Source organism: Cognatiyoonia sp. IB215182 (assembly GCF_033963905.1).
Taxonomy (GTDB): Bacteria; Pseudomonadota; Alphaproteobacteria; order Rhodobacterales; family Rhodobacteraceae; genus Yoonia.
In genome coordinates, this window is record NZ_JAXBMB010000006.1 from 189,425 (window position 1) to 205,168 (window position 15,744).

At 59.1% G+C, this 15,744-nt stretch carries 16 protein-coding genes; 12 read left to right on the plus strand and 4 right to left on the minus strand.

All coding sequences use genetic code 11. The features are described from left to right. Together cimA and SLH47_RS13815 are read left to right on the plus strand one after the other, a co-directional pair. Entirely contained in the window at window positions 1-1,620 is a 1,620-nt protein-coding gene (gene cimA / locus SLH47_RS13810; RefSeq protein ID WP_320240138.1) for a citramalate synthase, read from the plus strand. Then, window positions 1,617-2,384, plus strand: coding sequence for a squalene/phytoene synthase family protein (locus SLH47_RS13815; RefSeq protein WP_320240139.1), 768 nt, complete (start codon window positions 1,617-1,619; stop codon window positions 2,382-2,384). The genes cimA and SLH47_RS13815 overlap by 4 nt, the downstream gene beginning before the upstream one ends. On the opposite strand, the gene SLH47_RS13820 is transcribed toward SLH47_RS13815, so the two are convergent. Genes SLH47_RS13820 through cobA form a run of 4 tightly spaced genes read right to left on the minus strand, consistent with a single transcriptional unit; the run spans window position 2,381 to window position 6,485 of the window. Further along, entirely contained in the window at window positions 2,381-3,064 is a 684-nt protein-coding gene (locus SLH47_RS13820; protein ID WP_320240140.1) for a hypothetical protein, read from the minus strand. The genes SLH47_RS13815 and SLH47_RS13820 overlap by 4 nt on opposite strands. Before the next feature lie 3 nt (window positions 3,065-3,067). Beyond that, window positions 3,068-4,288, minus strand: coding sequence for an MFS transporter (locus SLH47_RS13825; RefSeq protein WP_320240141.1), 1,221 nt, complete (start codon window positions 4,286-4,288; stop codon window positions 3,068-3,070). A 42-nt stretch (window positions 4,289-4,330) separates the two neighbouring features. Next, the gene (locus SLH47_RS13830; protein ID WP_320240142.1) at window positions 4,331-5,578 is read right to left on the minus strand and encodes a cobyrinate a,c-diamide synthase; all 1,248 of its coding nucleotides are present in this window, start codon (window positions 5,576-5,578) and stop codon (window positions 4,331-4,333) included. 58 nt (window positions 5,579-5,636) lie between these two features. Next, on the minus strand, window positions 5,637-6,485 hold the full coding sequence (gene cobA / locus SLH47_RS13835) for a uroporphyrinogen-III C-methyltransferase (protein WP_320240143.1): 849 nt from the start codon (window positions 6,483-6,485) through the stop codon (window positions 5,637-5,639). A 97-nt stretch (window positions 6,486-6,582) separates the two neighbouring features. Between cobA and SLH47_RS13840 the strand changes: the two genes are divergently transcribed. The 10 genes from SLH47_RS13840 (at window position 6,583) to SLH47_RS13885 (ending at window position 15,681) form a co-directional block, all read left to right on the plus strand. Then, a complete protein-coding gene (locus SLH47_RS13840) occupies window positions 6,583-7,626 on the plus strand; it encodes a cobalt-precorrin-5B (C(1))-methyltransferase (RefSeq protein ID WP_320240144.1) in 1,044 nt (347 codons plus the stop codon). Beyond that, complete coding sequence (locus SLH47_RS13845) at window positions 7,623-8,345, plus strand: cobalt-precorrin-6A reductase (protein ID WP_320240145.1); 723 nt, start codon at window positions 7,623-7,625, stop codon at window positions 8,343-8,345. The genes SLH47_RS13840 and SLH47_RS13845 overlap by 4 nt, the downstream gene beginning before the upstream one ends. Then, window positions 8,327-8,971, plus strand: a complete 645-nt coding sequence (locus SLH47_RS13850) for a DNA-3-methyladenine glycosylase 2 family protein (protein ID WP_320240146.1) — start codon at window positions 8,327-8,329, stop codon at window positions 8,969-8,971. The genes SLH47_RS13845 and SLH47_RS13850 overlap by 19 nt, the downstream gene beginning before the upstream one ends. Beyond that, window positions 8,968-9,636, plus strand: coding sequence for an alpha/beta hydrolase (locus SLH47_RS13855; protein WP_320240147.1), 669 nt, complete (start codon window positions 8,968-8,970; stop codon window positions 9,634-9,636). Before SLH47_RS13850 ends, SLH47_RS13855 begins: the two co-directional genes overlap by 4 nt. A gap of 245 nt (window positions 9,637-9,881) precedes the next feature. Beyond that, window positions 9,882-10,535, plus strand: a complete 654-nt coding sequence (locus tag SLH47_RS13860) for a GGDEF domain-containing protein (protein ID WP_320240148.1) — start codon at window positions 9,882-9,884, stop codon at window positions 10,533-10,535. Window positions 10,536-10,679: 144 nt separating this feature from the next. Next, window positions 10,680-11,267, plus strand: a complete 588-nt coding sequence (locus tag SLH47_RS13865; RefSeq protein ID WP_320240149.1) for an HNH endonuclease — start codon at window positions 10,680-10,682, stop codon at window positions 11,265-11,267. 85 nt (window positions 11,268-11,352) lie between these two features. Further along, window positions 11,353-12,810, plus strand: a complete 1,458-nt coding sequence (gene zwf, locus SLH47_RS13870; RefSeq protein WP_320240150.1) for a glucose-6-phosphate dehydrogenase — start codon at window positions 11,353-11,355, stop codon at window positions 12,808-12,810. A 99-nt stretch (window positions 12,811-12,909) separates the two neighbouring features. Beyond that, window positions 12,910-13,581 carry a 6-phosphogluconolactonase gene (gene pgl / locus SLH47_RS13875; RefSeq protein WP_320240151.1) on the plus strand — a complete coding sequence of 224 codons (672 nt, stop codon included), beginning with the start codon at window positions 12,910-12,912 and terminating at the stop codon, window positions 13,579-13,581. 3 nt (window positions 13,582-13,584) lie between these two features. After that, window positions 13,585-15,183 carry a glucose-6-phosphate isomerase gene (gene pgi / locus SLH47_RS13880; RefSeq protein ID WP_320240152.1) on the plus strand — a complete coding sequence of 533 codons (1,599 nt, stop codon included), beginning with the start codon at window positions 13,585-13,587 and terminating at the stop codon, window positions 15,181-15,183. Between the two features lie 42 nt (window positions 15,184-15,225). Then, window positions 15,226-15,681, plus strand: a complete 456-nt coding sequence (locus SLH47_RS13885) for a prepilin peptidase (protein WP_320240153.1) — start codon at window positions 15,226-15,228, stop codon at window positions 15,679-15,681. The last annotated feature ends 63 nt before the right edge of the window (window positions 15,682-15,744 follow it).

Sequence of the window (15,744 nt, forward strand, 5' to 3'; positions counted from 1 at the left end):
ATGAGCAAGGAACGCCTCTACCTTTTTGACACCACCCTCCGCGACGGTGCCCAGACGCAGGGCGTGCAGTTTTCCGCGGATGAGAAGCACCAGATTGCCGCTGTGCTGGATGATCTGGGACTGGACTACATCGAAGGTGGCTGGCCCGGTGCCAATCCGACCGATACGACCTTTTTTGCCGCGCCTCCGAAAACAAGGGCGACCTTTACCGCTTTTGGCATGACCAAACGCGCGGGGCGCTCGGCCGAGAATGACGATGTGTTGGCCGCGGTAATGAATGCGGGCACATCGGCTGTCTGTCTAGTTGGCAAGGCGCATGATTTTCATGTGACTGATGCGTTAGGCATCACCTTGGAAGAGAACGTCGAAAACCTCTCGGCAAGTTTTGCCCATATCAAGGCGCAGGGCCGCGAGGGACTCTTTGACGCCGAGCATTTCTTTGATGGCTACAAGGCCAACCCGGATTATGCGCTGCAATGCATCCATGCTACCTATGATACAGGGGCCCGGTGGATCGTGCTTTGCGACACAAATGGTGGCACGCTGCCCCATGAGATTGCCGAGATTGTCACCGCCGTGATCGCGAGCGGCATTCCCGGCGAGAATGTCGCGATCCATACGCATAATGATACTGAGAACGCCGTTGCAGGCAGCCTCGCGGCTGTCTTGGCGGGCGCACGTCAAATCCAGGGCACGCTTAACGGTCTGGGCGAGCGCTGCGGCAATGCGAACCTGACTACACTGATCCCTACGCTGCTATTGAAAGAACCCTTTGCCAGCCGGTTCGAGACGGGCGTGTCGCGCGACGCTTTGAAGGGCCTGCGCAAGGCCTCACGAATGCTCGACGACATCCTTAACCGCGTGCCCGCGAAACAGGCGCCTTATGTCGGCGCGTCGGCCTTTGCGCATAAATCCGGCCTGCACGCCTCTGCCATCGCCAAGAACCCGGCGACCTATGAACATGTCGACCCAGCAACGGTGGGCAACAGCCGCATCGTGCCGATGTCGAACCAGGCCGGGCAGTCGAACCTGCGTGCGCGGCTCGCCGAGGCTGGTATGTCCGTGGAGCAGGGCCATCCTGCGCTGCCGCGCATTGTCGCGCGGATCAAGGAGCGGGAGGCGCAAGGCTATTCCTACGACACCGCGCAGGCGAGCTTTGAACTGCTTGCACGCGAGGAATTGGGGATCCTGCCGGAGTTCTTTGAAGTCAAACGTTACCGGGTCACGGTCGAGCGGCGCAAAAACAAGCGCAACCAGATGGTTTCACTGTCCGAGGCGGTTGTCGTGACCAAAGTGAATGGGAAAAAGGTGCTGAATGTCAGCGAAAGTCTGGGCGAGGATGGATCGGATCAAGGGCCTGTGAACGCACTCAGCCGTGCATTGGCCAAGGATCTGGGCCCTTACCAGGCCATTATCGACGATATGCGCCTCGTCGATTTCAAGGTCCGCATCACCAATGGCGGCACCGAGGCCGTCACGCGTGTCATTATCGATAGCGAAGACGGGCAGGGGCGCCGCTGGTCGACGGTAGGCGTCAGCGCGAATATAGTGGATGCCTCGTTTGGTGCGCTGGTCGATGCCATCAATTGGAAACTGATCCGGGACAGGGCCGAGGCGTGAGCCTGCACGCCTGCGCACAGCTTGTCGAAAAGGCCGATCCAGAGCGGTTTAGTGCAACGATGGCCGCCCCGGTATCAGCCCGGGAAATCCTGTTTCCGCTCTATGCTTTCAATGTCGAAGTCAGCCGCGCCCCCTGGGTAACTGAAGAACCCATGATTGCCGAAATGCGCCTGCAATGGTGGCGTGATGCGTTGGAGGAAATTGCGAATGCGGGAGCCGTCCGCAAGCATGAAGTCGTCGACGCTCTAGCCAGTGTCCTCGACGCCGAAGCTGCACGTTGCCTCGATTTGTTGGTGCAGGCGCGCCGCTGGGATATCTACAAGGACGCATTTGAAGGGCCCGAACATCTGGATGAATACCTTGATGCCACTTCTGGTCATCTCATGTGGACGGCGGCGCGCCTGCTTGGGCCCGCCGAGGAAAAACCGGTGCGCAAGTTTGCCTATGCGGTCGGCGTGGCAAATCTGTTTCGCGCCGCGCCGGAACTGGAGGCGCGTAGCCGAAAACCGCTGGTCGATGGGACGACAAATGGTGTCTACGCGCTGGCAAAGAAGGGGATCGCGGGCTTGAGTTATGCGCGCGGGGCGCGGCGTGCCGTGTCGCATAAGGCGTCAGCGGCGCTGTTGTCGGGCTACAGGGCCGGGCCGGTTTTGCGGCAGGTTTATCGCGACCCCGCAGGGGTCGCCCGCGGTTTGCCAGAGACCAATCCACTGAGGGATCGCCTGCGGCTCGCTCGCGTGGCGCTCCAGGGCTGGTGGGTTTAGCTCCCCGTTTGGTCCGCGGCGTGTTCAGTGATCGCGCGTTTCAGCGCTTTGGCCGAACGGGACGACAATCGGTTCAATGCCTCCGTCGGATCAACGCCGTGTCGATCCAGAAACACCGCCAATGCATATGCTCGGGATTCTTGCGTCATGTAGCCTGACCATCCGATCTGCGCTGGCCCATCAAGAGCAAACAGACCCAAACCATGTGTGATGCAGTGCAGATCTGTCGATAGCTCATGAACCGGCTCACCGCCTGGCATTGTGTCGATATGATGCGCGACGCGGGCATGCATCAGTTCATGAGTCATCGTGTTGATAAAGGCGATCGGCGTGGCCATGAGATCAGAATCGTAAGTGATCAGCGGCGCGGTATCGTCATGCAAATAGGTCCCGCCGATACTAGCAAGGTCGTGATAGTTATGCCGGTGTTCTGCGGCGAGATTGGCGATGGGCTGAACCTCGATCTGTTCTAGTGGCAGAAGCCTGGCGATGTCATTGGCGATTTGCTGGGCGACCTCTGGGGTTTGCCCAGATTTGGCGGTGAAGAACTGAGCCGTGGGTGTGACAAGCTGCCGTGTGCTGCGCCACTCGACACCGAAAGTTGAATCTGCCCAATCGAAACTGTCGATAATCCAATCTTTCAGATCATCACTGATACTGGCCGTCTTTTGCCAGAACATGCGCTAAACCGCCATTTTTGGCTGCCGGACCAACCAGATCAGCGATCCACCGGCCAGCACTAGGAAAGGCACCATCGCGAGGTTGACGGCGTTCCAGCCCTCCACAGCGGTCCCGCCCGAGCAATTCATCAACCCGCCAGAGGCGAGCGATGCGACGGTCACCATGCCGAAGACCACCATGTCGTTCATGCCTTGCACGACGCCCCGTTCCTCGGGCCTGTGTGCCCCGGCCAGCATTGTCGTCGCTCCGATAAACCCGAAATTCCAACCGAGGCCAAGGAGGATAAGTGCGATGTAGAAGTTCGCTAACGTCACGCCGGACAGTGCCACAACCCCGGCAAAGGCCAGAATGGCCAGACCGGTTGCCACGATCTTTTCTACACCAAAACGGGCAATCAAATGGCCGGTGAAGAAGGACGGGGCAAACATCGCCAGCACGTGTGCCGAGACGATGTCATTGGCGTTGTTCGTGGTGAACCCGCAACCCACTACAGCAAGCGGTGTTGAGGTCATCACAAGGTTCATCAGCGCATAAGAGACCATGCCGCAAATCATTGCGACGATGATCCGTGGTTCGCGCAGCAGGTCACGTCGCGACCGACCCGCGACCTCGACCTTTTCGGGCTGTGCCTTGCTGCCTTTTGGCAGGTCCAGAAAGAAAAAGAGCAGCATGCCCACAAGGTTCAAGACGGCAATCGCCACATAAGTGCCGAGGAAGGGCACGATGAAGGCGTCCTGCACCAGCTTGTTGAGTTGTGGGCCGACGATGGCCGACAACAGGCCCCCGGCCATGACGTAAGAGATCGCTTTGGGCCGGAATGCCTCAGATGCCGTATCGGTAGCAGCGAAACGGTAAAATCCCTGCGCGGACATATAGATGCCGGTCAGATATGATCCCGCCAGCAGCATGAAGAATGAACTTGTGTAAAGCCCGTAGGCTGCCACAAGTGCCCCGGCCGCCCCGGCAAAGGCACCCAGGAAAAACCCGAACCGCCGCCCGTTGCGCTGCATCAGCGGGCTGATCCACGGTGCCGTTGTCATCGACCCGAAGACGATGAATGAAATCGGGAGTGTCGCCAGACAGGGATTGGTGGCCAGTTGGCTCCCCGCGAGGCCACCAATGACAAAGATCATGGGCAATTGCGCGCCAAGGATCGCTTGCGCAAGAACGAGGACGGCCACATTGCGCTTGGCGCGGGTGTCATTGATGTCGGTAGCGGTCATGGCGTATCGGTACGCCGACCCTTCACCGGGTGCAATGGGTGATCAGCACGTGTCGATGATATGGGCGAATGAGCCGCAGACATTCCCTTTGATTAAGCCCATCGGTAGCAGTTGCGTACCTTCGGCATCCTCCGCTGTGAATAGCGGCGCACCTTCGGCCCGCAACGTCGTCGCATAGTGAAACTCATGCCCTTTCCATGCGCCCGCAAACGGCCCCACTGTCGCGTTCAAAGTCCGGTAACCCAAATGGAGTTTGCGGGCGGCAAAAGACGTCTCCAGCGGCAGAAGTCCGGCCATTTGGTGCAGGGTGCCGTCGGCATCTGTCAGCGTTTCACCCAACACCATGTAGCCACCGCATTCGCCGTAAATCTGCGCATCCGTACTGCGAAGGGCATCGAGGAAGGTCGCATTTGCGGACAGTTGACCGGCATGCAGCTCTGGATAGCCTCCGGGCAGATAGATCAGATCGGCGGGGGCGGGTGCCTCATTGGCCAGTGGTGAAAAGAAGCTGATCTCGGCCCCTGCGGCGCGCCAATCCGAGAGGATATGGGGATAGATAAAGGCAAAGGCTGCATCCTGTGCGACAGCGATCCTTTGTGCGGGCGGGGTGATGCGAGATATTGCTTCTGCATGCTGAACCGTCTGATCCAACACCATAAGCGTTTGAAGATCGATATGGGTGCTGACCAGATCTGCAACGCGATCAAGATAAGCCTCAAGGTCCGGTCTTTCCTGCGCTTGCACCAAACCCAGATGCCGCGATGGATGTGCAAGCTCTGAGATGCGGGGCAGCGCCCCAAAAACAGGAATATCCTCCAGGGCGTTTCGCAACATCCGCTCATGCCGTGGGGAGCCGACATTGTTTAAAATGACCCCCGCAATTCTCACTTTTGGGTCGTGATGAACAAACCCATTGACCAAAGGGGCAACCGATCCCGCCATCTTGCCCGCATCGACAACGAGCACCACTGGCAGACCAAGAATGCGGGCGAGGTCGGCCGTTGCACCTTTGCCGTCAGGCGGGGCTCCGTCAAACAACCCCATCGCCCCTTCGACAATCAAGGGCGCAGAGTCGGCAGCCAGCGCCTTGATCCGCGATGGCGACATCGCCCAGGCGTCAAGATTGACGCAAGGCGCGCCGCAGGCCCTTTCGTGAAAGCGCGGATCGATGTAGTCAGGCCCAGATTTGGCGGCGCGAACGGCCCCGTCGCGGCTAAGCGCGCGCAGAAGGCCAAGGGTGATGGTGGTCTTGCCACTGCCCGACGCCGGTGCCGCGATGATGAAGCTCATGGTGTTACAATGAGGTCAGATGCCTCGTCCACACGTCTCTCGGAAGCGGCGGCGATCACTAGGCTGATTCAGCAGGGCGCCCGCGGCCCAATGGATCAAGGTTGCGCGGCAATTCCCCCGACGCCATGCTTTGCCAGTCGAGGACCTGCCGCATCAGGACGGCTTGACCGACGCAGATGACGGCTGGCGGTTCCAAACCAGCTTGTGCGATGTCATCGACAATTGTTCCAAGGGTGGTTTCAAGGACGTCTTGCGCATCCGTTGTCGCAGTCGTTACCACCGCTACGGGTTCCGTCGCCGGTCGTCCGGCCGCGAGCAGTTTGCCCGCGATCTGAGCGATATGCTTCATGCCCATGTAGATCACGATGACCTGACTGCCCTTCGAGATACTGTTCCAATCCAATGATCCGGGCGTGTTCCCCGACTGGTCATGGCCTGTCACGAAGGTGACAGATTGGTTCACATCGCGATGCGTGACCGGAACACCCGCATAGGCCAGACCGCCAATGCCAGCAGTAATGCCGGGGATGATCCGGATAGGCACGTCATGCTGCACAAGCGTCTGCGCCTCTTCCCCGCCACGCCCGAACACGAAGGGGTCACCGCCTTTCAGCCGCAAAACCCGTTTGCCTGCGCGGGCAAGTTCCACGAGATGAAGCGAGATGTCGCGCTGTTTGGCCGAAGGTTTCCCGCCGCGTTTGCCCGCGTAGATGTGCTGGGCCTGTGGCGCCCAGTCGAGGATCTGCTCCTGCACCAGCGCGTCATAGATCACCACATCTGCCTGACGCAAAGCGTTCAGTGCATGCAGCGTCAGCAGGCCCGGATCACCGGGCCCGGCACCGCAGAGCCAGACCCATCCCGGTTCCAAAACCGGCCAGTCATGCGCAGGAAGATTGGCGTGTGTCATCCTGTCTTTATGCCGCTCTCCATCACACTTGGAAAGATGCCAAACGACGGACAATTGCCGATTGGCGGCATCTGCGGCACTGCCTATAGTCGCGCTGATGAGAGGCAAACCAACAGGCGAACTCCGTCGCGGCTGGACCACAGGTGCTTGCGCGACCGCCGCGACCAAGGCGGCGCTGATGCGTCTGTGGGGCGGTGCATTTCCTGACGACGTGACAATTACGCTGCCAAAAGGGGAGACCCCTATCTTTCCGCTGGCGCTGACCGATGCCGGGCCGGGCTGGGCGCAGGTTGGTATCACAAAAGATGCGGGCGATGACCCAGATGTGACGCATGGCGCGCTGATCGTCGTGCGCGTTGCGGAATCTTCTGGTGGCATTGTCTTCGAAGCGGGTGAGGGCGTTGGCACCGTGACCAAACCCGGCCTGCCGCTTGCGGTCGGCGATGCCGCGATTAACCCCGTGCCGCGGCAGATGATCAGTGATGTCGTGCATGAACTGGCGCAACAGCATGATTGCGCACCTGATATCATCGTTGAGATTTCGGTCCCCGGCGGGCAGGAGCTGGCGCTCAAAACCTGGAACCCGCGACTGGGGATTGTGGGGGGGCTCTCAATCCTCGGTACAACCGGTGTGGTGCGGCCCTTTAGCTGTGCGGCCTGGATCGCCTCGATCCATCGCGGCGTTGACGTGGCGCGCGCCGATGGTCTGACCCATGTGGCTGGATGCACAGGTGCGACATCCGAAAAGACGGTGCAAGCGCTCTACGACCTGCCGGATCACGCGATGCTGGATATGGGCGACTTTGCGGGCGGGATGCTGAAGTACCTTGTCAAAAACCCCATTCAGCGGGTGACGGTGGGCGGTGGCATCGGCAAGATGACCAAACTGGCGCAAGGCGCGATGGACCTGCATTCCGCCCGGTCTCAGGTCGATTTCGCAGGGCTTGCCGCGATGATGGACGACCCACGGCTGGCTGACGCGAATACGGCACTTGAGGCGTTGAATATGGCTGGGCCCGCTTTGGCTCAGAGGGTCGCCGAAAAAGCTTTGGCGCAGCTACAGCGATTTGCCGAGCAGATCACTTTTGATGTCGTGGTGATTGATCGATCTGGCGCGATCATCGGACAGGCCGGGCCATGACGATCTTGCTGTTGGCAGGTACGGGGGATGCGCGCCGCTTGGCCGAGAGGCTCGCGGGACGGGACGTAATCGCATCCATTGCAGGGGCCACCCGCGAACCCGCGCCCTTGCCTGTACAGACGAGGACGGGCGGATTTGGCGGGGCAGATGCGTTTCGCGCCTATCTGGCCAAGGCCGGGATCAGTGCGGTTGTTGACGCCACGCATCCTTACGCGCACCGGATCACACGGCGCACCGCCGCGATCTGCAAATCCTTGGATATGCCATACATGCAGCTTCTCCGGCCCGGATGGACGCCGGAGCCGGGCGATAACTGGACTGAAATCGCAGCGGAAGAGGATGCGGCTGCACATATCCCGCTTGGCGCGACCGTGTTCCTTGGCACCGGGCGCCAATCGCTGGAACGCTTTGCGAACCTTGCGGGCCGGTTTGTGATCTGCCGCCAGATTGATCCGCCTGAAGGGCCGTTCCCACTTCAGGATGGAATGTTCCTTATCGGGCGACCGCCTTTTTCGGTCGAGGACGAAATCGCGCTTTTCAAGGCGCGCAATGTTGACTGGCTTGTCGTCAAGAATGCAGGCGGCGCGGCCAGCAGAACCAAGCTGACCGCAGCAAACCACCTGCAAATCCCCGTCTTAATGCTGACCCGTCCGCCACAAGGCGACTGGCCTTGCGTTGCCACAATTGATGAGGCGATGGCATGGGTAGACGCGTTATGAAAGAACGTGTGATCAGGACCGATGCGTGCGTGCAAGAAGGGGCCACATGGTTGTGCTCCAGACATCCGGCCTTTGCACGGGCGATGCAGGATTTGCCCGCATTGCCATTGCGCCTGAAACCCGATGGGTTCCCCCAACTCCTGAGCGCGATTGTCGGCCAGCAGGTTAGCGTTGCGTCTGCTAATGCGATCTGGGCGCGCCTCTCAGACGCGGGCATGACCGATGCGGAACGGGTGCGGGTCACCTCGCAGGAGGCGCTACGTGAGTTGGGGCTGAGCCGGCAAAAGGCGCGTTATGCTGTCGCGTTGGCGGAGGCCCAGATCGACTATGTTGGTCTTCACGTAATGCCGGCAGATGATGTGATCAAGACCCTGACCGCAGTATCCGGAATCGGCACATGGACCGCCGAGATTTACGCGATGTTTTCGCTTGGCCGCGCAGACGTCTTTGCACCGGGCGATCTGGCGCTGCAAGAGGCTGCCAAGCAGATTTTTGCCTTGTCCGAAAGACCCAAGGAGAAAGATCTGCGCAGCATGTCCGAAGACTGGCGCCCCTGGCGGTCGGTTGCGGCCCGGATCATGTGGGCCTACTACAGCCATCAGAAACAACGGGAAGGTATCCGATGACGCGTGCGCTCGAGGCTCAACGACGAAACCCCCTGTCAGGGGAAACACGGTCATGCGTTGTCTTTTTGCATGGCTATGGCGCCAATGCGGCCGACCTGATGGGGCTGGCTGATCCTTTGGCGGAGCATATGCCCGACACGCTTTTCATTGCGCCCGATGCGCCCGAGGCCTGTGCGGGAGCACCCATGGGGTATCAATGGTTCCCGATCCCATGGATTGACGGATCCAGCGAAGAGGAAAGCCGCGCAGGGCTGGAACGTGCGGCGGCTGATCTGGACGCGTTTCTGGATGGCTTGATGGTGGATGAGGACCTGTTGCCCGAACAGGTCATGGTTCTGGGTTTCTCCCAAGGCACGATGATGGCGCTGCATGTTGTGCCCCGGCGCGAGGACCCGATTGCGGGCATCGTTGCGTTTTCAGGACGGCTTCTTGACCCTGAATTGCTGGCCGATGAGGTGGTCAGCCGTCCTCCGGTTCTGTTGATTCACGGCGATCAGGACGATGTCGTGCCCCCACAATCGCTGCCGCAAGCGGCCGAAGCCTTGCAAGGCGCCGATTGGAGCGAGGTCTACGCGCATATCATGAAAGGGACCGGTCACGGCATTGCCCCGGACGGCCTTCAGGTTGCATTGGCTTTCATGCGAGACCGCCTGGGGTTGTCGTAAACATCGCCGCTTCTGACACTTCAGGCTTGCAACTAGAGCCCCACTTTGCGATGACGTAGCAGTGGCCCACATTATTCACGGCTGCATTAACTTTTATTTCAAATGTCGAAGAGACATTAACCATTTCGTTAGGATTTTCCGATGATAACGCATTCAGTCGTATGCCGTTTTTTGAGTGAGTTTGTTTGATGGTCCCGTTGCAAAGCGTCCCCCCACTTGCCCCGAAAGTGTCGAAAGAACGGGTCTTGCACCTGGTTTTGATTCTTGGCTTAGCCACAACGCTCAGCCTGATCGCCCAGTTGCTTAGTCCTGATCCTGTCATTGTGAAACTGGTTGTCGTGATTGTCGTGGCCGTCTTGCTGGCGACGATTCCGGTGTCCATCATGCTCAGGCTGCGCGAAAACAAGCGCCGCATGCACCAGATGGCGCAGGTTGATGGGATCACCGGCGTTACAAATCAGCAGACATTTCTGCAGCGCTTTACTCGGGCCCTGCCGCAAAGCGGCGTGCTTCTTATGCTGGACCTCGACCAGTTCAAGAAGGTCAATGATATGGGCGATGCGCATGCAACACAGCTTTGCCTGATGGCTTTGGCGCAACGCTGCCGCGAAGTCACACGCGCAACCGATATTGTTGGTCGCCTCGACGGGGCCGTTTTTGGCATCTACCTGCCGGGTGCCCCGATTGAACGTGGCCGCCAGATCGCCGACGAATTGACCAAGGGGATTCAGGTTGTCACTCCGCGTGGTGTTCTGCATGCGACAGTGTCGGTCGGGATCGTTGTTGCCGATGGCTGGACGCCCCTGGAAAGACTGATGAAAAGCGTCGAACAAGCGCTTGATTTGGCCAAATTGCGCGGTCCGGCCCAGGTGATGTTGCGCCAAGTCGTCGCGGCATAGGAAACTGCGCAGAATTCACTCTTTTTTGACGCATATTGTGGGGGTTGTCACAAATCTGACGCGATATATAGTCAGACCTGCAGGCAGAAGCGGGGACGCCGCGATCGGTTAAGTTTCCGCACTGAGCAGTGTAGGAAAGACGCTATGGCGCAAGCAGATTTTAGGACTGATTTTGTCAGGGAGCCTGGCGCGCTCAAGCACTATCCGGCGCTTGTGCTCAACGCTGATTATCGTCCGCTGTCTTACTACCCACTGTCGCTTTGGCCCTGGCAGGAAGCGGTCAAAGCCGCGTGGCTCGACCGCGTCGATATCGTGAGCGAATACGATGAAGTTGTGCGCAGTCCGTCGACCGAAATTCGCATCCCCTCAGTGGTTGTGCTGAAGGACTATGTGCGGCCCCAGAAGAAGGTCGCCTTCACCCGGTTCAACCTGTTTTTGCGCGATGAGTTCTCGTGCCAGTATTGCGGCGCCAAAGGTGATCTGACCTTTGATCATGTGGTGCCACGGGCCAGTGGGGGCGTGACAAGCTGGGAAAATGTCGTTGCGGCGTGTTCGCCCTGTAACCTGCGGAAAGGCTCGCGCTCGCTCAAGCAGTCGGGGATGAGCCTGTCAAAACCGCCCCGCCAACCGGTGCCAGAGCAATTGCACAATGTGGGCCGTAAGTTTCCGCCCAATCACCTGCATGAAAGCTGGGTCGATTTCCTCTACTGGGATGCAGAGTTGGAGGCCTAACCGCCACAACCGCTAGACTTGGGCAACTCACCGCGGTAGGAAAGCGGCGTTAGCGCTAACGCAGCTCTTCAGAACGGATAAGCCCATGGTCTCTCGCGTCATTCCCGTCGAAACATTTGACCTTGTGATCTTTGGCGGCACGGGCGACTTGGCCCGCCGCAAAATCCTCCCCGGACTATTTCGGCGTTTCCGCGCGGGGCAAATGCCCGATCAGGCGCGGATCATAGGTGCCGCAAGGTCCGACCTCGACACAGAAGGGTACAGGTGGCTGATCGCTGATGCGATTGCGGAGTTTGGCGGCGAGGAAAAAAGCGATAACAGTGCGTTAGCCGCCTTTCTTGATCGACTGGATTATGTGGCGATTGATGCAAAAGGTGAGGGGGGCTGGAAGGCCTTGGCGAAACTTGTGCGGCAGGATGTCGTCCAAGCCTTCTATTTTTCGGTCGCGCCGTCGCTCTTCGGTGACCTGGCAGAGCGGCTACATCTACACAAGATCGCGCATCCGCAATCCCGCATAGTGGTGGAAAAACCATTTGGGCGTGATCTGGAAAGTGCGCGTGCCCTCAATACGACGTTGGCGGCGCATTTCGATGAAAGCCAGATTTACCGCATTGACCATTATCTGGGCAAAGAGACGGTTCAAAACCTGATGGCCGTTCGGTTCGGCAACGTGCTTTTTGAACCGCTTTGGAACAATCACTACGTCGATCACATCCAGATCACGGTGGCCGAAACGGTTGGTGTCGGTGGGCGCGGTGCCTATTACGACAAATCAGGCGCGATGCGTGATATGGTGCAGAACCATCTGATGCAGCTTTTGTGCCTGATTGCGATGGAGCCGCCCAGTCAGTTTGAAGCAGATGCGGTGCGGGACGAAAAACTCAAGGTGATCCGTGCCTTGCAACCGATTGACCATCATCACATCGTGCGGGGGCAATATGATGCCGGGCCTCAGGGGCCCAGCTATCGGGACGATGTTGAGAATGGACGGAGTTTCACCGAAAGCTTTGTGGCTATGCGCTGTCACATCGCCAACTGGCGATGGGCCGGGGTTCCGTTTTATCTGCGCACCGGCAAGCGCATGCGGTCGCGGTCGTCCGAAATTGCTGTGGTTTTCAAGGATCTTGGCCACACGATCTTTGAGGGTGATGAGGGACGCCATCGCAATGTCCTTTCGATCCGGTTACAACCAAATGAAGGCATGGACTTGCAGGTCACTATCAAAGAGCCGGGGCCGGGCGGTATGCGGCTGGTTGATGTGCCACTTGATATGACCTTTGCCGAAGCGCTGGGGGACGGTGCTGAAGACGTCACTGATGCTTATGAGCGGCTGATTATGGACGTGATCCGGGGCAATCAGACCCTGTTCATGCGTGGGGACGAGGTTGAGGCGGCATGGGCCTGGACCGACCCGATTATTGAAGGATGGGAGGCACGCAATGATGTCCCCAAACTCTATGATGCAGGCACTGCCGGTCCCGAAGATGCAATGATGCTTCTGCATCGTGATGAGCGGAAATGGCGTGAGATCAAAGGCAGCTGACAGGCTGACTTTGCGCACAATCAAGACGTGCACATTTCGTGTCGAGCGCCTACACATGACATGCCGAATGCGCAGCGCGGCCCCCGAAAGGACTCAACGATGAATGTGATCGAATATCCCGATGCCGAGATGATGATGATGGATCTCGCCGATACGCTCGCGGGTGAACTCAAGAACTGTCTTCTGGTGCATGAACATGCGTCGTTCGCCGTGCCAGGCGGCACCACACCGGGCCCGATCTTTGACAGCCTGTGCGCGGTTGATCTGGACTGGGCGCGGGTCCATGTGATGCTGACCGATGAACGCTGGGTGCCCGAGACGTCTGAGCGGTCAAACACACGGCTCTTGCGCCAAAGGCTGCTGATTGAGCGGGCGGCTGCCGCCACTTATGTCCCGCTTTATGCCGAAGCTGATACGCCCGAGGAGAAGCTGCCGGAACTCGCAGAAGCGCTGACGCCAGAGCTTCCCATCTCTGTCATGCTGCTGGGGATGGGGGCGGATATGCATACGGCCTCGATCTTTCCCGGTGCCGATCAGCTTGATCTGGCACTCAACGGCGATGAAAGGCTGGTGGCCATGCGTGCGCCGGGAGCGCCGGAGCCGCGGATTACGCTTTCCGCGAAGGTCATCAACGCTGCGATGTCGCGTCATCTGGTTATCGTCGGTGCAGAGAAGCGCGCGGCGCTTGAGAAAGCGCGCAGCCTGCCGCCTGAAGAGGCACCCGTTGCCGCGATCCTGAGCGGAACCAAGGTTCATTGGGCGGAGCGCTAGGGCATGTGGGACGATCTGATCGCGCATCATGCGCAGGTGGCTGACCGCCGGTTCGAGACGCTGGTGGATACAGAGCGCGCCGAGGCATTTTCCGCGCAAGCGGGTGACATGGTGCTCGACTACGCCAAGACGAATATCGATTTCGAAGGGCGCCGTCTGCTTTTTGCGTTGCTGGATGAGGCGGGTTTGGCCGCAAAACGCGACGCGATGTTCTCCGGTTCCCCGATCAATGAAACCGAAGGGCGCGCCGTTCTTCACACGGCCTTGCGCAATCTCGATGGAGGCCCTGTCCATGTAGACGGCGTCGATGTGATGCCAGAGGTGCGTGCAACGCTGGACCGGATGGCGGATTTCGCAAGGCAGGTCCGCGATGGCGATTTCAAAGGGCAGGGCGGCAAGATCACGGATGTGGTCAATATCGGGATCGGCGGCTCTGATCTGGGGCCGGCAATGGCCGTCAAGGCGCTGGCGCCTTACCATGACGGCCCGCGCTGCCATTTCGTCAGCAATGTGGACCCTGCCGACATCGCGGGCGTGTTACGCAGCTGCGACCCTGCGACAACGCTAGTCATCGTGGCATCAAAGACGTTCACGACAATTGAGACGATGACGAATGCGCGCACCGCGCGGGCCTGGATGCAAGAGCGTGTGAGCGATAGCGGCGCACAATTCGCGGCCCTTTCGACGGCGGCGGACAAGACGGCGGATTTCGGGATCGACCCCTCTCGTGTCTTTGGTTTTGCCGATTGGGTTGGCGGGCGCTATTCGATGTGGGGGCCGATTGGGCTGTCACTGATGATCGCGATTGGTCCTGATGCGTTCCGGGCCTTTCTGCGAGGCGGTCAGGCGATGGACCAGCACTTTCAGGCCGCGGAGTGGCCTGAAAACCTGCCTGCTTTGCTCGCCGTTGTGGGGATTTGGCACAATCAAATCTGCGGCTATGCCACGCGCGCGGTTTTGCCATATGATAATCTTCTCAGCCGCTTACCGGCCTATCTTCAACAGCTTGAGATGGAGAGCAACGGCAAGGGCGTCAGCATGGACGGGGCCGATCTGACGGTGCCAAGTGGGCCGGTCGTCTGGGGCGAGCCGGGCACAAACGGCCAGCACGCCTTTTACCAATTGATCCATCAAGGCACCCGCGTGATCCCGTGTGAATTCCTGGTTGCCGCACGAGGCCATGAGGATGGCCTGCATCATCAGCACCAATTGCTTGTCGCCAATTGTCTGGCACAATCAGAGGCGCTGATGCGCGGGCGGGATCTCGATACGGCCCGCAAAAAGGTGGCGACGAAATTCGATGGCGATGAACTGGAACGTCAGGCCCGCCACCGCGTCTTCCCCGGCAACCGCCCGTCGGTCACGATCGCTTATCCGCAACTCACCCCCTTTGTTCTGGGGCAGATCATCGCGCTCTACGAGCATCGCGTGTTTGTCGAAGGCGTGGTTTTGGGCATCAATTCCTACGACCAATGGGGTGTGGAATTGGGCAAAGAGCTGGCGACGGCCCTGCAACCGGTTGTGGAAGGGACGCAACAGGTGGATGGAAAAGACGGCTCTACCGCAGCGCTTGTCCGATTTTTGCAGCGCAACGGCGTTTGATCGTTATGACGGGTTGAACACAACACCGGTAAGGTAAAGATCATGATTGCAACAGTGGCGACTTATGCGATGGCCGTGGTGATCATCACGGCGATGGTGATTGAGGCGCGCACCGGGAAGATCCCCAACTGGTTAACGATCATCCCCGTGGTATTATTTGCAATTCTGGTCTTTGTGGCGCCGCCCGAGTACCTGTGGTGGCAATTGGCCTTTGCAGCGGCCATCTTTGCCTTTGGCCTGTTCCTGTTCAGTTCGCGTGGCTTTGGCGCTGGTGCGGTCAAGCTGATGGGGGGCGTTGCGCTCTTCATGCCGCTCACGAACGGCTTTATCATCGCGATTGCCTTTATAGTAATCATGCTGGTTTGCACGTTTGTGGTGGTGCAAAGTCGCAGGATTTTCGGGTCGGAAGACAGCGCCTGGCATGTCATGGCCAATCCGGTTGTTCCGATGAGCCTGCCCATCGGCCTGACCGCACTTTTTGCGTTTCTTGTATCTTAGCGCGTTATGCAAAAATCCGGCTGCGTCTAACGTTGCCTGACATCAGCGACTAGACGCGTTTGT